Origin of the sequence: Agrobacterium vitis, assembly GCF_014926405.1 — a bacterium.
Lineage (GTDB): Bacteria > Pseudomonadota > Alphaproteobacteria > Rhizobiales > Rhizobiaceae > Allorhizobium > Allorhizobium vitis_H.
Genome location: NZ_JACXXJ020000005.1, coordinates 1,384,963 through 1,400,764 on the forward strand (window position 1 = coordinate 1,384,963; position 15,802 = coordinate 1,400,764).

The 15,802-nt window shown below is 57.5% G+C and carries 15 protein-coding genes and 5 tRNA genes; 10 read left to right on the plus strand and 10 right to left on the minus strand.

What is annotated here, in order from left to right; all coding sequences use genetic code 11:
* The first annotated feature begins 27 nt into the window (after positions 1-27).
* The gene (locus IEI95_RS17555; protein ID WP_156536389.1) at positions 28-246 is read left to right on the plus strand and encodes a hypothetical protein; all 219 of its coding nucleotides are present in this window, start codon (positions 28-30) and stop codon (positions 244-246) included.
* Positions 247-282: 36 nt separating this feature from the next.
* Here IEI95_RS17555 and IEI95_RS17560 read toward each other — a convergent pair.
* The 5 genes from IEI95_RS17560 to IEI95_RS17580 all read right to left on the minus strand — a co-directional run bounded on the left by IEI95_RS17560 (position 283) and on the right by IEI95_RS17580 (position 2,038).
* Positions 283-359: transfer RNA gene (locus IEI95_RS17560), tRNA-Arg, on the minus strand.
* 44 nt (positions 360-403) lie between these two features.
* Positions 404-709, minus strand: coding sequence for an ETC complex I subunit (locus tag IEI95_RS17565; protein ID WP_015916058.1), 306 nt, complete (start codon positions 707-709; stop codon positions 404-406).
* Positions 710-794: 85 nt separating this feature from the next.
* Positions 795-871 (minus strand) — tRNA-Pro (locus IEI95_RS17570).
* Between the two features lie 95 nt (positions 872-966).
* Positions 967-1,434, minus strand: a complete 468-nt coding sequence (locus IEI95_RS17575; protein ID WP_337738463.1) for a DUF192 domain-containing protein — start codon at positions 1,432-1,434, stop codon at positions 967-969.
* A gap of 25 nt (positions 1,435-1,459) precedes the next feature.
* The gene (locus tag IEI95_RS17580; protein WP_015916056.1) at positions 1,460-2,038 is read right to left on the minus strand and encodes a cold-shock protein; all 579 of its coding nucleotides are present in this window, start codon (positions 2,036-2,038) and stop codon (positions 1,460-1,462) included.
* 308 nt (positions 2,039-2,346) lie between these two features.
* Between IEI95_RS17580 and gloA the strand changes: the two genes are divergently transcribed.
* The 5 genes from gloA (at position 2,347) to IEI95_RS17605 (ending at position 4,604) form a co-directional block, all read left to right on the plus strand.
* Complete coding sequence (gene gloA / locus IEI95_RS17585; protein WP_156535791.1) at positions 2,347-2,787, plus strand: lactoylglutathione lyase; 441 nt, start codon at positions 2,347-2,349, stop codon at positions 2,785-2,787.
* Positions 2,788-2,948: 161 nt separating this feature from the next.
* Complete coding sequence (locus IEI95_RS17590) at positions 2,949-3,887, plus strand: hypothetical protein (RefSeq protein WP_194416835.1); 939 nt, start codon at positions 2,949-2,951, stop codon at positions 3,885-3,887.
* A gap of 102 nt (positions 3,888-3,989) precedes the next feature.
* Positions 3,990-4,064: transfer RNA gene (locus IEI95_RS17595), tRNA-Glu, on the plus strand.
* Positions 4,065-4,278: 214 nt separating this feature from the next.
* Positions 4,279-4,353 (plus strand) — tRNA-Glu (locus IEI95_RS17600).
* Positions 4,354-4,529: 176 nt separating this feature from the next.
* Positions 4,530-4,604 (plus strand) — tRNA-Glu (locus tag IEI95_RS17605).
* Positions 4,605-4,707: 103 nt separating this feature from the next.
* Here IEI95_RS17605 and recJ read toward each other — a convergent pair.
* The 4 genes from recJ to IEI95_RS17625 all read right to left on the minus strand — a co-directional run bounded on the left by recJ (position 4,708) and on the right by IEI95_RS17625 (position 9,820).
* Positions 4,708-6,510: a single-stranded-DNA-specific exonuclease RecJ gene (recJ, locus tag IEI95_RS17610; protein WP_156535789.1), complete on the minus strand. Its 1,803-nt coding sequence runs from the start codon at positions 6,508-6,510 to the stop codon at positions 4,708-4,710.
* A 40-nt stretch (positions 6,511-6,550) separates the two neighbouring features.
* The gene (locus tag IEI95_RS17615) at positions 6,551-7,873 is read right to left on the minus strand and encodes a homoserine dehydrogenase (RefSeq protein WP_015916052.1); all 1,323 of its coding nucleotides are present in this window, start codon (positions 7,871-7,873) and stop codon (positions 6,551-6,553) included.
* 69 nt (positions 7,874-7,942) lie between these two features.
* Positions 7,943-9,160, minus strand: a complete 1,218-nt coding sequence (locus IEI95_RS17620; RefSeq protein ID WP_070164838.1) for an LL-diaminopimelate aminotransferase — start codon at positions 9,158-9,160, stop codon at positions 7,943-7,945.
* A gap of 282 nt (positions 9,161-9,442) precedes the next feature.
* Entirely contained in the window at positions 9,443-9,820 is a 378-nt protein-coding gene (locus IEI95_RS17625) for a hypothetical protein (protein WP_156535788.1), read from the minus strand.
* Positions 9,821-10,254: 434 nt separating this feature from the next.
* Between IEI95_RS17625 and IEI95_RS17630 the strand changes: the two genes are divergently transcribed.
* The gene (locus IEI95_RS17630) at positions 10,255-12,057 is read left to right on the plus strand and encodes a class I poly(R)-hydroxyalkanoic acid synthase (protein WP_156535846.1); all 1,803 of its coding nucleotides are present in this window, start codon (positions 10,255-10,257) and stop codon (positions 12,055-12,057) included.
* Between the two features lie 24 nt (positions 12,058-12,081).
* Positions 12,082-12,789, plus strand: a complete 708-nt coding sequence (sfsA, locus tag IEI95_RS17635; protein WP_156535787.1) for a DNA/RNA nuclease SfsA — start codon at positions 12,082-12,084, stop codon at positions 12,787-12,789.
* Positions 12,790-12,805: 16 nt separating this feature from the next.
* Here sfsA and IEI95_RS17640 read toward each other — a convergent pair whose 3' ends face one another.
* The gene (locus IEI95_RS17640) at positions 12,806-13,852 is read right to left on the minus strand and encodes a YeiH family protein (RefSeq protein WP_420360084.1); all 1,047 of its coding nucleotides are present in this window, start codon (positions 13,850-13,852) and stop codon (positions 12,806-12,808) included.
* A gap of 70 nt (positions 13,853-13,922) precedes the next feature.
* Between IEI95_RS17640 and IEI95_RS17645 the strand changes: the two genes are divergently transcribed.
* Together IEI95_RS17645 and map are read left to right on the plus strand one after the other, a co-directional pair.
* Positions 13,923-14,837, plus strand: coding sequence for a LysR substrate-binding domain-containing protein (locus IEI95_RS17645; protein ID WP_337738462.1), 915 nt, complete (start codon positions 13,923-13,925; stop codon positions 14,835-14,837).
* Between the two features lie 125 nt (positions 14,838-14,962).
* Entirely contained in the window at positions 14,963-15,799 is an 837-nt protein-coding gene (gene map / locus IEI95_RS17650) for a type I methionyl aminopeptidase (protein ID WP_070164841.1), read from the plus strand.
* Positions 15,800-15,802 lie beyond the last annotated feature (3 nt).

Consider the following 15,802-nt stretch of genomic DNA (forward strand, 5'->3'; position numbering starts at 1 on the left):
GTCATTTCCGCTTTTGAGGACATGACATTGGTCATCCCAGAATCCATTTCTCAAAAACGCGCCTTAGTGGGCGGCAGTAACGCCGAACTGAAAGCACTATTCGGCTGGAATTCCGACGCGATGGCCGCGCTTTATACTAAAAAAGCCGACCGTAAGAAACTCTCACAGGCGGCGGCAACGAAACTGAACGGGACCATCCTATCCCCTCACCCTGAACCACAAACCCCTCACCTTAAAAATGAATGAGTAATTTCAGAGCCTTACAAAGTAAATTTTAGAGATTGGCGACCCCTGCAGGACTCGAACCTGCGACAACCTGCTTAGAAGGCAGGTGCTCTATCCAGCTGAGCTAAGGGGCCGGTGTTGGCCCGTATCACGGGCCAGGGGGCTGCAGCAGATGGGATTAATGCGTCCAGGGCTGCAGGCGGCTGAAGCGGAAATTGTCTGTGTAGGAAACCGACTGGCGGCGTGGTTCCTTTGGCTGGATGACGCGGTAATCGATTCCATTGCGCTGAGCGTAGGCTTCGGCCAATTCCTGCGTTTCAAACGTCAGCTTGACCTGCTGGAGCATGTCGCCGGAGCTTGTATAGCCCATCATCGGGTCGATCGTCCGAGGTTCGGATGCATCGAATTCAAGAACCCATAGATGGGTCTTTGCTTTTCCAGATTGCATGGCTGTTTTTGCAGGACGGTAAATCTTAGCGGACATAATTCCGATTCCTCATGAAAACGAAGAGACTATATCTCTTCCCTTCCTCGCCGTCATCTTCCAGCGAAAGGATTCGCCGGAAGAATGGTCGGAGTGGAGAGATTCGAACTCCCGACCCTCTGGTCCCAAACCAGATGCGCTACCAGACTGCGCTACACTCCGTGACCGCCGAATGATGGGGAGATACACGGTTCACTCTTTAATCGCAACAGGAAAAACTCAAAAAAACCGTCTTTTCGATGATTTTGTTCGCAACGTTATGGAGGGGGTGCAATTCCCTGTATTACCATGCTGCCGGGACCGATCCCCAGCGCCTGTGCCCGCCCACCGTTCAGTTCAATCACATAGCGAACCGGACCCGGCGAAGGTATCAAGTCCTCGGAATAGGGTTTTGTACGCGCCGCAACACCGGTCACCACGCCTTTTTCATCAATAAACAGCATATCCAGCGGTAAAGGCGTGTTTTTCATCCACATCACCACATTGCGGCTGTCGCCAAAATCGAAAACCATGCCATCATTCGGGCCAAGCTTGGTACGGCCCATCAGGCCCTGCTCGCGTTGTGCAACGGAGATCGCGTATTCCATCTTCAGACGAAGCTGCTGACCGGTCGGTGTCTGAATGACAGCTGGCCCTTTGAGAAATTGCTCAGCCAGAGCCGGGGATAGCGAGAGTGCAATATAGAAAAAAAGCGCCCAAAAGGCGCTTCTAGAAAAAACCAGCATTCCCATCACTCACAATACGGGACAATCAATGCGCCATAACATGCGGCGCAGGGTTATCCGGGTGAATTTCTGCCGCCATCAGGCCTTTGTCGCCATTGCCGAAGCGTACCAGCACTGTCTGTCCGGGCCGCAATTCTGTCAAGCCGAATCGACGCAGCGTTTCCATGTGAACGAAAATGTCCTCGGTGCCCTCGCCCCGCGTCAGGAAGCCGAAGCCTTTGGTGCGATTGAACCATTTGACCAGAACCCGCTCCAACCCACTCGATGGCGTCACCTGAACGTGGGTCCGCACAGGCGGCATTTGTGAGGGATGCGTTGCCGTCGACTGGTCCATCGACAGAACACGGAAGGCCTGATAACCCCGATCGCGCTTATGGATCAGCGCGACGATCCGCGTTCCTTCCAGGATGGTCTGGTAACCGTCCCGGCGCAGGCAGGTCACATGCAGCAAGACGTCCTGCATGCCATTATCCGGTACGATAAAGCCAAAACCCTTGGCAACGTCGAACCATTTCACCACACCGGTGATCTCGACAAGATCCAGGGGCTCTTCCGAGAGCCCGCTGAATTCCACGAACTCTTTCGCTGAAATTCTATCCGCCATCTCTAAACCGCCCCTCGACACGCCAAACATGGATAACGCTTACTGATTCCCGAAGGCTAGATTAACATTTTGTTAATACTGTTGCGCAAGCCCTAGTTTCAGTTATTCGCATCTGCTTTTTCGCGCCTGGAGCTTGTTCGAAACTGACGAGTGCAGATTTCCCGCTTTCCCCTTTATCTATTCAGTCAATTTTCTTTGGGCCGGTCATTTTCTCTCATGATGTCATTTTTTTCAGGCACGGCCATGACAATGCTTGAAGCTGTCGCCCTCAGGCGACATATGCGGCATGCAACAGGGAGAATTTCAAAATGCGCTATCTTCACACAATGGTCAGGGTCAAGGATGTCGACGCCTCCCTGAAATTCTATTGCGAATTGTTCGGCATGAGCGAGGTTCGCCGAATCGACAATGAAAAGGGCCGTTTCACGCTGATTTTCCTTGCCGCCGACGAAGACAAGGCCAAAGCCAGCCAGGACATGGCCCCTTGTCTAGAGCTGACCTATAATTGGGATGCCGAAGACTATGCGGGTGGGCGCAATTTCGGCCATCTTGCCTATGAAGTGGATGACATCTACGCCATTTGCCAGAAGCTGATGGATAATGGCGTGACGATCAACCGCCCGCCCCGCGATGGCCATATGGCGTTCGTGCGCTCTCCAGACGGTATTTCCATCGAAATCCTCCAGAAAAACGGCGCATTGGCACCAACAGAGCCTTGGCTCTCCATGCCCAATACCGGCACCTGGTAGTCGTACCCGCCGCACGTCTTTCCGTGTAACACACTCATCTCCGATGCCGCCGTGATCGCGGCGGCATCATGCCTGACGCAAGCTCATTGTGTCACGATCGCTCCAACCATAGACACTGCCCACCATCGACAGGTCCGGGCGGTCTCGTCAAGGAGAGCGACATGATGTCCCCAAACCGTCTGTTCGGGCAAAAGCCTTGGACTGCCAATTCCATGCTTTTCAAGTGTGCGCCCAGGCTTTTTATGGGTGCGAATGGCAAGCCAGCGTCAACAAGTATTGCCGTCGTTTTCGGCCTTGCCTTGCTGGCGGGCTGCGCGACCACGAAAACTCCACCTCCCATCGTGGAACAAGGCGCGATTGGCGATGCCGATGTCGTTGAAACGGCAGCGCATCCAGCCAGTGTCTCGCCGCCGCCCAATAAGGGTGGCTTATACCGCGATCCCCTCGTCAATACCGGCCATCGCAAGCCCGGGACGGCGTCTGGCGCTGCTGGAGCCAATGGCAGCGCCACTCTCTCCTCCGGACCGTCAGCCGAACAGGTTGTGGCGATGAACCAGTCCAGACCGGAGCAAACGGCATCGCCAAACTCATCCGGGCTCTATTCCGCATCCCATCCATCAGATGACGGCGCGGCATCGGCCAGTAGCCCGGCAAATAGCATTGTGCCGCCGAACATGCCTGTTCGTCCGTTCCAGGCCACGGTAAACAGCGTTTACAGCGTGCAAAAGCCGTTGGAACAGACACAACCACAAACACAACCTCAGACGCAGGCCAATCAACCGATAGAGCCTGTGGTCGCCCCTACCCCGGCCCCAGTTGTTGTCAAGCAACGCCCGGCCTCAAAAGCGGAAATTCTCGCAGGTCTCGCACCAAATCCGAAGAAGGTTCGTACGGCGCCAAAGGCGCAACAGACAACGATGCCACAACAACAGATGTCACCGGTACCAGCCCAGTTGCAGACGAGCCTGCCGACCGCAGCACCCGGCATGGCCAGTTCGGCGGGAGTTACCGAAATGGAAAAAATCGAGGGTGCGCCTGGGGCTCAGGGCATGACGAAGGACAGTTTCATCAAGAAATTCCTTGCCAAAATACGCAAATGACGGGCTGACTGGCCCATTTTTCAGGCTGTCATTTTTCCGTAAAATTTTGGATTTCAGTGCTTGCCAGCCTCCAAACACGTGATTATAAGGGCGCCACAGCACGCGCCCTTCGTCTATCGGTTAGGACGTCAGATTTTCATTCTGAAAAGAGGGGTTCGACTCCCCTAGGGCGTGCCACTGCTTAATTCCCCAACATGTTTCAAAAATAACGATCGTTTCAAAGATAACGATGGAAATGTTTGGATTCGACCCCTGCACATTACAGCAGCTTTTCGAAGGGTGGGCGCGGAGCATCGACGGTTCTCCACAGGACGAGGAAAATTCGGCAGCAAAGCTGAAAAATTCGCTTGCAGCTCCAGTCGGTTCGCACTAAGAGAGCCGCACGCAACACGCGCCCTTCGTCTATCGGTTAGGACGTCAGATTTTCATTCTGAAAAGAGGGGTTCGACTCCCCTAGGGCGTGCCACTGCGTTTCCCCGGAAAACTCGTTTCTACATCCTGCTTATTGAAGCGGAAAAGACTGCGCGACCTTAGGTCAGCCAGCTGATAGATCGCATGAAAAAAATCACTGAGCCTACGGAAAAAGCTCATTTTTTCGCTTGCCATGAATCATCCGCCTGCCTATAAGCAGCCCCACAGCACGCGCCCTTCGTCTATCGGTTAGGACGTCAGATTTTCATTCTGAAAAGAGGGGTTCGACTCCCCTAGGGCGTGCCACTGACCCTTCCCGATATTGATGTTTATATCGTTGCCAAGCGCAGCGTGAGCTTTACGTTCTCAGCTTAATCGAACCGCTCTGGCGTACTGTTGTTCGCCGCGCTCAAAACGCTGGTGCTGCATCCAGAATTCGGATCTGGATACGACGCGTGCCTTGCCAGAGTTCTGCCCCAAGGCAGCCGGCGACATGCACGGCGTCGCCTCGGCGGCCGAGCAGGAGATCACCGAGCGGTGTTTCCTTGGCGCGAAAGGCAATGCCGTCGATTCGGCTGCCATCCGGCGCTTCCAGTGTGACCTTGACGTGGCTGGTGCCAATCAGCCGAGAATCGCGAATGCGGTGGGCTGGGATGGCAAAGATCGGCTGGGAATGGCCGGAACCATAGGGTCCGGCGGTTTCCAAGAGGTCGATCAACGCAAGCGTCGCACCGGATGCGCCAACCGCACCATCGATCTTCAAGGCCCTGATGGCGGAAAGCGCCATGACCTTTTCCTGCGCCTGTTCATCAAAAAACGCCCGCAACTTGCCGAGATTGCCACGCTCTACCGTCAGCCCTGCGGCCATCGCGTGGCCGCCGCCCTTAACCAGCAGGCCATTGTCCACCGCCGCACGCACCATCTTTCCCATGTCGAAACCGGCAATGGACCGGCCGGAGCCTGTCCCCTTGCCTGATCCATCGAAGGCAATGGCAAAGGCAGGCCGTTGGAATCGCTCTTTAAGACGGGCCGCCAGCAGCCCGACAATGCCGGGATGCCAGCCTTCCCGGGCTGTAAGAATCACGGCGGCATTCTCGCCGGTGCCATATTCCGCCATGGCCTCGGCTTCTGCCTCGGCCAGCATCTGCGCTTCCATCGCCTGACGTTGGCGGTTCAGATCATCCAGTTGGGCAGCGATTTCATCGGCCTCGGCAGCGTCGTCCAGCGTCAGCAACCGGCTGCCCAGCGCCGCATCGCCGATCCGGCCTCCGGCATTGATTCTTGGCCCAACCAGGAAGCCAAAATGATAAGGCGTCACCGGGCCGCCAATCCCGGCGATCTTCAGAAGGGCTGCAAGACCGGCATTTTGCTGATGGCGGGCGGCAATCAAGCCTTTCACCACATAGGCGCGGTTCAACCCTTTCAACGGCACGACATCGCAGACCGTCGCCAGCGCCACCAGATCAAGCCAGGCCAGCAGATCGAGCGAGCGAGCGGCACCATGACCAGCCTCGCGCAGCTTGCGCAGCGTTCCCACCAGCACCATGAACACCACGCCCGCCGCGCAGAGGTGGCCCTTTCCTGACAGATCGTCGCTCCTGTTGGGATTGACCAATGCCAGACAGGCGGGCAAATCCTGGCCCATCTGGTGATGGTCTATCACCACCACATCCACGCCTCGGCGTCTGGCCTCCTCCAGTGCATCGTGGCTTGTCGAGCCGCAATCCACCGTGACGATCAATTGCGCGCCGCGCTCGATCAACTGACCGATGGCACCAGCATTCGGGCCATAGCCTTCGAAAATCCGGTCGGGGATATAGATTTCGGCCTCAATGCCAAAATGCGCAAGAAACCGCCACAAAAGCGCCGACGAAGCAGCACCATCGACATCATAATCGCCAAAAATCGCCACGCGCTCAGAGCGCATGATTGCCGCCACCAGCCGGTCGGCGGCCTTGTCGCCATCGGTCAGGCTGGAAGGGTCGGGCATCAGATCGCGAATAGTCGGATCGAGAAAGGCTTGCGCATCGGCAACCGCCACACCCCGCCCGGCCAGCACCCGCGCCACCAGATCGGGGATGCCATGCACCTGCGCAATCGCCAGCGACCGGTTCAACCCGGCCTGATCCAGCCGAGACACCCAGCGCTGACCGCTAACCGAGGTCTCGACATTCAAAAAGGCGCGTTCGATCGGGTCAGCGGGTTCAAGCATTGATGAAGCAACTCGGTTATCGCCGCTCCACAGTCTGGAGCTAAGCTGTTTTCGGCCGCTCGATGCGGATCACTTGCGGCTCACCCAGCAGATAGCCTTCCTCCTTGATGGCGGCAACGGCCTGGCGCACGGATTTTTCCAGTGTGGCGTGGGTGACAAGGATGATCGTCTTGGTTTGATCGGCGTCAGACGATGTCTGCGAGTGCTGGACAATCGATTCGAGCGAAATGTTGTTTTCCGCCATCTGCGTCGCAATGCTGGCGAAAACGCCGGTGCGATCGACCACGGTCAGGCGGATGAAGTAGCCGCCTTCATGCCGGGTCATCTCGGCCTGAACATAGGGTTCCAACAGATGCGCCGGGCGGCCCAAAACCGGAACCATCTGCGCACCGGGGCGGCTTTTGGCGATATCGGTAATGTCACCCAGAACGGCGGATGCCGTGGCATTGCCACCCGCGCCAGGGCCGACCATCAGCAATTCGCCGAGAATATCGGATTCCAGCGCCACCGCATTCGTCACGCCATCGACCTGGGCAATCACCGAATCGAGCGGCACCATGGTCGGATGGACGCGCTGTTCGATACCGGTGGCGGTCTTTTGCGCCACGCCGAGCAGCTTGATTCGGTAGCCGAGATCGCGGGCGGCGTGGATGTCGTCGATGGAAATATTGCTGATGCCTTCAAGATAGATCTCGTCTGCGGCAATTTGGCTGCCAAAGGCCAAAGTGGTCAGGATCGACAGCTTATGCGCCGTGTCATTGCCCTCGATATCGAAGGTCGGATCGGCCTCGGCATAGCCCAGGCGCTGGGCTTCAGCCAGGCAATCGGCAAAGCTCAGGCCCTCCTTTTCCATCCGGGTCAGGATGTAATTGCAGGTGCCGTTCATGATGCCGTATATCCGCGAGAAATCATTGCCGGTCAGCGATTCGCGCAGCGTCTTGATAACCGGGATACCGCCCGCGACAGCAGCTTCATAGTTGATCAAGAGGCCCTTTTCTTCCGCCAGCTTGGCCAGTTCCACACCATGGCGGGCCAGCAGCGCCTTGTTGGCAGTCACCACATGCACACCACGACCGAGGGCTGCGCGCACAGAGTGTTCGGCTGGTCCTTCCGCGCCGCCGATCAGCTCGACGAACACATCGATATCGGCCTTTTCAGCCATCTCGACCGGGCTGTCGAACCAGGCGATACCGGCAAGATCGACACCGCGATCGCGGGTCTTGTCGCGCGCCGACACCGCAGAAATGGCAATAGGCCGACCGCAGGCGACGGTGAGCGCTTGGGTGCGGGTTTGCAAAATACGCGCCAGTGACGCACCAACGGTTCCGAGACCCGCAATGCCGATCTTAAGGGCATCAGCCATGAGACAATCCTGATATGCTTTTCAATATTCGGAAAAGAGCGGCCACGAATGGGCCGCTCCGATAAAAACTCAACGGTGAGCGTTGAGCGATACGACATTGTGCAGGGTGTCGTCCGCTGTCGACAGGAACCGCTTAAGATTGCGGGCGGCCTGGCGGATACGGTGCTCGTTTTCGACCAGCGCGATGCGGACGTAATCATCACCCTGTTCACCAAAGCCAATGCCCGGCGCAACAGCCATATCGGCCTTTTCCACCAGCAGCTTGGAGAATTCCAGCGAACCGAGATGGCGGAATTTTTCGGGAATTTTTGCCCAGGCAAACATCGTAGCCGCCGGTGGCGGCACCTCGAAACCGGCCTTGCCAAAGCTTTCGACCAGCACATCGCGGCGGCGCTTATAGATATTGCGCACTTCGGCAACATCCGTGCCATCGCCATTCAGCGCATGGGTAGCGGCCACCTGGATCGGCGTGAACGCACCGTAATCCAGGTAGGATTTCACCCGGGCCAGGGCGCCGATCAGCCGTTCATTGCCGACGGCAAAGCCCATGCGCCAGCCGGGCATGGAGAAGGTTTTCGACATCGAGGTGAATTCCACCGCGACATCCATGGCTCCAGGCACTTCCAACACCGATGGCGGCGGGTTGCCATCGAAATAGATCTCCGAATAGGCGAGATCCGAAAGCACGATCAAGTCATGCTTTTTGGCAAAGGCGATCACGTCCTTGTAGAAATCCAGCGAGGCGACACGCGCCGTCGGATTGGACGGATAATTGATAATCAGCGCCAGAGGCTTCGGAATAGAGTGGCGCACCGCACGCTCCAGCGGCGGGAAGAAGGTTTCATCCGGCTCGACCGGGATGGAGCGAATCACACCGCCGGTCATCAGGAAGCCGAAGGCATGGATCGGGTAAGTCGGATCGGGGCAAAGGATCACGTCGCCTGGCGCGGTGATCGCCTGCGCCATATTGGCAAAGCCTTCCTTCGATCCCAGCGTCGCGACAACCTGAGTTTCGGGGTTGAGCTTCACATTGAAACGGCGGGCATAATAGGCGGCCTGCGCCCGGCGCAGCCCCGGAATGCCCTTGGACGAGGAATAGCGATGGGTGCGCGGGTCCTGAACGGCCTCACACAGCTTATCGACAATGTTCTGCGGGGTCGGAAGATCGGGATTGCCCATGCCGAGATCGATGATATCAGCGCCACCGGCTCGCGCGCTTGCCTTCAAACGGTTGACCTGTTCGAAAACATAGGGCGGCAGACGCCGAACTTTGTGAAACTCTTCCATCTCAGACCTCGTTGAACCGCAGGCTCCCCGCCTTGCGGACGATCCGTTTTCCACTGCAGCATCCCCGAAAACGGATCTGGCAAATCGGGGTGCCGTGACAATACCGCAAATTGCAATGATTCGCGGTAGATTTTGGCCAGAAGCACCCTGCCCTGTCCCTCCCGGTCATCGGTTCCGGGGCACATTCGACATGGTAGAATGCAACTGTCACATTGCATTTGCTTTGCGGCCAAATGCCATGCAAGGCAAGGGCTATTTTACAGGCAGGCGGTACGGCTTGTCTTATTGGCCCTGAACCTGTCCGTTGGTCTTGGCGAGCTTGCGCATTTCCTCGACGCGGCGCTCGTATTCGGCCTGGCTGATCTGCCCGGTCTTGCGCAGATAAGAGAGCGAAGACAGGCGCTTACCCATGTCCTTCGCCTCGTCATTGCTCATCTGCACATTGGCCGCGGTCAAGGGCCGTGAAAAATCCGGATAACCATCCGGCGTCGTATAGGCCGCGGCGGCGGGATCGGCCTTGTCGGTCACGGTTACATCGACATGGCCCGGGCGCACCGCAGATTGTGAGCCGGTTGTGCTATTGCAGCCGGCCAGCGCAAGCAGGCAGGCAACGCCAGATCCAACCACACCGGCTTTTGCCAGGCGCAGAGCCGGCTTCATACACGAAGACTGCCCAACCAAAGAGACGATCGAAACCATATTCAAACCCAACCAAATCCGCCCGGCACCGGGAAAAACAGCAGCGCAAGCCGTGTGATTATTCTCACGATGCTTTTCACAGCGCAAACGTGAATAACCTGCGACAAAACGCGCAAACCTTGTAAAACATGTGAGTCAAACCACACCCACACCTTTCATCTGTCTGGAACTTGTAGTCATTTTCAGGCAGGATAGGCAAATATAAAAAAGAGAAGAGCCAAGGGGAGATGGCATTGACCACAGCATCGAAGGACCAAGGTCGCGCCGGTCAATCCCGTCCCGCGTCCGACGCGCCAGAACGCGGGCCGGAAACCAGCCAAGACACCGGGCCGAAAACCAGCAAAACAGCAAACAACGCTGACGGTTCTGAATCCGAAAAGGCCGGTTTCAATCAAATGGGTTTCGACCCTTCCCTGATCGATCCCTATATCGTCAAGGACCCCGAAGCGCTGGCCGTCAATCTTGCCAAGGCGCTTGAAAACCTCGGCAAGGCGGCCTCCTCCTGGATCGCGCCGCGTGAAAAGTCTGGTCTTGTCGATCCGGTGGCGGAGCCCGCCGTCGAACTGGTCAAGACCCTGTCAGGCGTGGCGGAATACTGGATGACTGATCCGCAGCGCAGCCTGGAGGCGCAGACGCATCTGATGACCTCCCTGTTCGGCGTCTGGATGAAGAGCCTGAGCCGCCTTTCCATGCCCGCCCAAACACCTCCACCACCAGAACCGATCAAGGACAAGCGATTCGCGGATGCCGACTGGCAGCGCAACCCGTTCTTTGATTTTCTGCGCCAGGCCTATCTTGTCCTGTCCGACTGGGCCGAGAAACTGGTGGAGAATACCCAGGGCATGGACGAGCATGCGCGCCATAAGGCGCTGTTCTACGTCCGGCAGATGACGGCGGCGCTGTCGCCAGTCAATTTCGTGATGACCAATCCGCAGCTTTACCGCGAGACGGTCGCCACCAGCGGTGCCAATCTGGTCAAGGGCATGAAAATGTTTGCCGAGGACATGGCCGCCGGTCAGGGCGAATTGCGGATGCGCCAGACCGACACCAGCAAATTCGCGCTGGGCACCAATATGGCGCTGACGCCGGGCAAGGTCGTCGCCCAGAGCGATGTCTGCGAGGTCATTCAATACGACCCAGCTACCGACAAGGTGCTGAAGCGGCCCCTGCTGATCTGCCCGCCGTGGATCAACAAATTCTATATTCTCGATCTCAACCCGGAAAAGAGCTTCATCAAATATTGCGTCGACCAGGGCCACACGGTCTTCGTGATTTCCTGGGTCAATCCTGATCAACGCCATGCGGGCAAGGACTGGCTGTCCTATATTCGCGAAGGCGTGGATTTTGCCCTCGACACCGTTGAGAAAGCCACCGGCGAAAAGAAGGTCAATGCCATCGGTTATTGCGTTGGCGGCACTCTGCTGTCTGCTGCCATGGCGCTGCATGCCAAGGAAGGCAATAGCCGTATTGCCAGCGCCACATTGTTCACCACCCAGGTGGATTTCACCCATGCAGGCGACCTGAAAGTCTTCGTGGACGAGGAACAGGTGAGCGGGCTGGAAGAGAAGATGCGGCAGAAGGGCTATCTGGACGGCTCGAAAATGGCCTCGGCCTTCAACATGCTGCGTTCGTCCGAATTGATCTGGCCCTATTTCGTCAACAATTACCTGAAGGGTCAGGACCCGACCGCCTTCGATCTCTTGTACTGGAATGCCGATTCGACCCGGATGGCGGCGGCCAATCACTCCTTTTACCTGCGCAATTGCTATCTGGAAAACAATCTGGCGCGCGGCAAGATGCAGTTGGATGGCAAGACCCTGTCGCTGAAGGACGTGAAAATCCCGATCTACAATCTCGCCACCAAGGAAGACCATATTGCCCCGGCGAAATCGGTGTTTGTCGGGTCGGCGTGCTTTGGCGGTCCCGTCACCTATGTGATGAGCGGGTCGGGCCACATCGCCGGCGTGGTCAATCCGCCCGACAAGCGCAAATACCAGTTCTGGACCAATGGCAAGCCAGAGGGCACATTTGAGGATTGGGTGGCAGGGGCTGAGGAAACCGCCGGCTCCTGGTGGCCGCATTGGCAGAAATGGATTGAAGGATTGGACAAACGCCGCGTGGCGGCCCGCAAACCGGGCGGCACCGCGCTGAATGCCATAGGGGATGCGCCGGGCGCTTACGTGCTGGAGCGCGTCTAAGATTGGCCGGACGATAGAAATCCCATGATGTTCGATCCACCATTGGTCGCGGCCACTTTGGTGCGCCGTTACAAACGCTTTCTCTTCGACGCCGTGTTGGAAGACGGCAGCGAAATCACCGGATTTTGCGCCAATACCGGCTCGATGCGCGGATTGACTACGCCCGGCTCCCGTATTTACCTGTCGCAAAGCGACAAGCCGGGCCGGAAGTATCGCTATGGGTTTGAGTTGATCGAAGCCGATGGCACATTGGTCGGTGTCAATACCAGCCTTCCCAATCGTCTGGCGCAGGAGGCGATCCGCGCCGGTCTGGTCAGCGATCTCTTACACTATCCGCAGATCCGCACCGAGCAGCGTTATGGCGAGAACTCCCGGATCGACCTTCTTTTGTCGGGGCCTGGCAAAGCGGATTGCTATGTCGAAGTGAAGAACGTCCATTTCATCCGTGAAACAGGACTGGCGGAATTTCCAGATAGCGTCACCACGAGAGGTGCAAAACATTTGACCGAAATGGCCAAGCTGGTGACGGCAGGCAAGCGGGCGGCGATGCTCTATGTGATCCAGCGGCAGGATTGCGATGTCCTGGCGATCTGCGCCGATCTCGACCCCGCCTATGGCCGGGCCTTTACCGCCGCCATAAGCCAGGGTGTCGAGGCCTATGCGGTGAAATGCGCAATCACACCGGGCGGGATCATTCCGTCTTGCAGCGTTCCCGTGCGGCTGACCGTTTGACGACATCATGATTTGACTACACCATGAAATGAATGGCCGTCAGCGCAATCGCCGCCAGCGCCAGGATGGAAAGGCTACCCGCCGCCAGCACCCTGCCCCCGGACGCCAGCAGGCTGCGCAGATCAACCTGGAGACCAAGCGCCGCCATCGATAGAGTGGTGAGAAATCCCGACAGATGCTGCGAAGGCTCCAGCAGGACATGCGGCAGGACATCCAGGGATCGAGCCACCATCAATGCCAGAAAGCCGACGATGAACCAGGGCGCCAGTTGCGCAAAGCTGACCTTACGCTCATTTTTGAACCCGGACCCCATTTCCATACCTCTGGCACTCATCTCCAATCCCAGCAGGCCCAGTCCCAGCAGAACAGGCCCCAGCATCATCACGCGGATCAGTTTGACCAGCGTGCCGACTTGCAGGCTGACCAGCCCGAAGGACGCAGTGGCTGCAAGCACTTGCGGAACGGCATAGACCGTCATGCCCGCCAGAATTCCGTAATGGCGGGGGTCCAGACCGGCTTGAAAAGCCACCAGCGGCAGCAGAAGCACAACAAGAATACCAAGCACCGCAGTAAAGGCAATGGACGACGCTACCTCGTCGGCATCGGCGCCGATCACCGGGGCTGCCGCCATGATCGCCGAATTTCCGCAAATCGAATTGCCGCAGGCAACCAACAAAGCCAGCGGATGCGGCAATCCGATAACACGCCCAATCACATAACTGCTGACCAAGCCGCAACAGACCACGGCAATCACAAAAGCTATCAGGGTGAACCCGCTCCCGGCGATCTGACTAATGCTGACCGATGCGCCCAAAAGAACAATGGCAAGTTCCAGCACGGTTTTTGCGCAGGCATGAATGCCTTTGTTCACGACCTGCGGCAGGACAAACAGGCTTTTGACCAGGGTGCCGAGTAAAATGCACCAGACCAGGGCATCGACAGGCGTCAGCCCCGTGACACGCTGAACCGTAAAGGCGAGAGCATAGCCTCCCAAAGCGACAACGCTGGACAGGGCAATCCCAGGCGCAAGCGAGATAACGGGGCGAAACAGGCGCATTTTCATACCTTTCCATCGGTTGGCCTGTTTTGCATGGGAAATTCATTTTACTCCAACGCATAATTGACTACAGTTCATGCAGAATAATTTCACAATCGAGATCACCATGACACTTGAGCAATTGACCATTTTCCTTGCCGTTGCCGAGCGTCAGCATGTCACTCGGGCGGCAGAGGCAATCGGCCTGACGCCGTCCGCCGTCAGCGCGGCTATCCGCGCCTTGGAGACCAATCACGATGTCCTGCTGTTTGACCGGGTTGGACGGGGTATAGAACTTACCCAGGCAGGCCGGATCTTCACCGATGAGGCCCGCGCAACGCTTGATGCCGCAAACCATGCGGCATTGGTGCTGGCCGAACTGGGTGGGTTAAGCCGGGGCAAGCTGACCATCCATGCCAGCCAGACAGTGGCCAGCCATTGGCTGCCACGCAAAATGATGCAGTTTCATGGCCTTTATCCGGATATTGAACTGGCGCTGACCATCGGCAATTCCGCCTCGGTCGCCGCCGCCGTCGAGACGGGCAGCGCGGAACTGGGCTTTGTCGAGGCCGAAATACCTTCTGATATATTGACGCATCTGGTGGTCGCAGAAGACGAAATGGTCATCGTCGTCCCCTGCGGCCATCCGCTGGCTGATCCCGCGGCGGATCTGCCAGCGGCGATTCTGGCCACGCCCTGGATCTTGCGGGAGAAAGGTTCGGGTACGCGCGCCTATTTCGAGCAGGCATTGAAGGCGATGGAGATAGAGCCGTCATCGCTGACCGTGGCCTTGACCTTTCCATCCAATGAAGCGGTGCTATCGGCGCTTGGGGCGGGCGGCTGCGCCAGCGCGCTGTCTCGGTCGGCAGTGCAAGCGCTTGTGGCGAGCGGCATATTGCAGATTGCTCCGATCCCACTTCCGCCTCGTCATTTCACCGCCCTTAGCCACCGTGAGAGGCGCATCAGTGGCGCGGCCCGTGCCTTCCTGCAAGGAGCCACTGACTGCAATTGAAGGTGACCTGGATATAGCAGGCCGGAAGCGGTTAAGAATTGATCGTACTCTGCGGATCGTGATGGACGAACAACCTTTGCCTGCGGTATGTAAAAAACTGAAATTGATTGCGGGATGATAGTGGAATGGTAAATTACATCGACGCGGCAACCGCGCCGCTCAAAAACACCGGTGCGATCCGTCTTTATGGCGCGGATGCTTTCGAAGCGATGCGCAAGGCTTGCCAGGTCACAGCCCGCTGCCTGGACGCCCTGGCCCCGATGGTGAAGCCCGGCGTTACCACCAATGAAATCGACAGGTTTGTCTTTGATTTTGGCATGGATAACGGTGTTCTGCCTGCAACCCTGAATTATCGCGGCTACCGGCATTCAGTCTGCACCTCGATCAACCATGTCGTCTGCCATGGTATTCCCGATGACAAACCTTTGCGCGAAGGCGATATCGTCAATATCGACGTGACCTATGTGGTGGATGGCTGGCATGGCGATTCCAGCCGGATGTATCCGGTCGGCGAAATCAAGCGCGCCGCCGAACGTCTGCTCGAAGTCACCCATGAATGCCTGATGCGTGGCATAGAGGTCGTCAGGCCGGGAACGCGCACCGGCGCGATCGGTGCGGCCATCCAAAGCTTTGCCGAGGCGCAGCGCTGTTCCGTGGTGCGGGATTTCTGCGGCCACGGCGTTGGGCAACTGTTTCACGACAGCCCGAATATCCTGCATTATGGTCGGCCCGATGAAGGCCCGGAAATACGCGAGGGCATGATCTTCACCATCGAGCCGATGATCAATCTCGGCAAGCCGCATGTAAAGGTATTGGCCGATGGCTGGACGGCGGTGACCCGAGACCGGTCGTTGACGGCGCAGTATGAACATACCGTCGGTGTTACCTCGTCCGGCTGCGAAATCTTCACACTGTCGCCTGCCGGGCTTGACCGTCCGGGCCTGCCTCCCTTGCAAGGCTGAGCA

Coding starts and splice junctions, on each gene's coding strand:
- recJ (WP_156535789.1), bottom strand. CDS start 6,510: ATGCTTGAACCCGCTGACCCGATCGAACGCGCCTTTTTGAATGTCGAG.
- IEI95_RS17565 (WP_015916058.1), bottom strand. CDS start 709: ATGTCCGCTAAGATTTACCGTCCTGCAAAAACAGCCATGCAATCTGGA.
- IEI95_RS17640 (WP_420360084.1), bottom strand. CDS start 13,852: ATGAAAATGCGCCTGTTTCGCCCCGTTATCTCGCTTGCGCCTGGGATT.
- sfsA (WP_156535787.1), top strand. CDS start 12,082: ATGATGTTCGATCCACCATTGGTCGCGGCCACTTTGGTGCGCCGTTAC.
- IEI95_RS17575 (WP_337738463.1), bottom strand. CDS start 1,434: ATGCTGGTTTTTTCTAGAAGCGCCTTTTGGGCGCTTTTTTTCTATATT.
- IEI95_RS17590 (WP_194416835.1), top strand. CDS start 2,949: ATGATGTCCCCAAACCGTCTGTTCGGGCAAAAGCCTTGGACTGCCAAT.
- IEI95_RS17615 (WP_015916052.1), bottom strand. CDS start 7,873: ATGGCTGATGCCCTTAAGATCGGCATTGCGGGTCTCGGAACCGTTGGT.
- gloA (WP_156535791.1), top strand. CDS start 2,347: ATGCGCTATCTTCACACAATGGTCAGGGTCAAGGATGTCGACGCCTCC.
- IEI95_RS17625 (WP_156535788.1), bottom strand. CDS start 9,820: ATGAAGCCGGCTCTGCGCCTGGCAAAAGCCGGTGTGGTTGGATCTGGC.
- IEI95_RS17630 (WP_156535846.1), top strand. CDS start 10,255: ATGGGTTTCGACCCTTCCCTGATCGATCCCTATATCGTCAAGGACCCC.
- IEI95_RS17620 (WP_070164838.1), bottom strand. CDS start 9,160: ATGGAAGAGTTTCACAAAGTTCGGCGTCTGCCGCCCTATGTTTTCGAA.
- IEI95_RS17645 (WP_337738462.1), top strand. CDS start 13,923: ATGCAGAATAATTTCACAATCGAGATCACCATGACACTTGAGCAATTG.
- map (WP_070164841.1), top strand. CDS start 14,963: ATGGTAAATTACATCGACGCGGCAACCGCGCCGCTCAAAAACACCGGT.
- IEI95_RS17580 (WP_015916056.1), bottom strand. CDS start 2,038: ATGGCGGATAGAATTTCAGCGAAAGAGTTCGTGGAATTCAGCGGGCTC.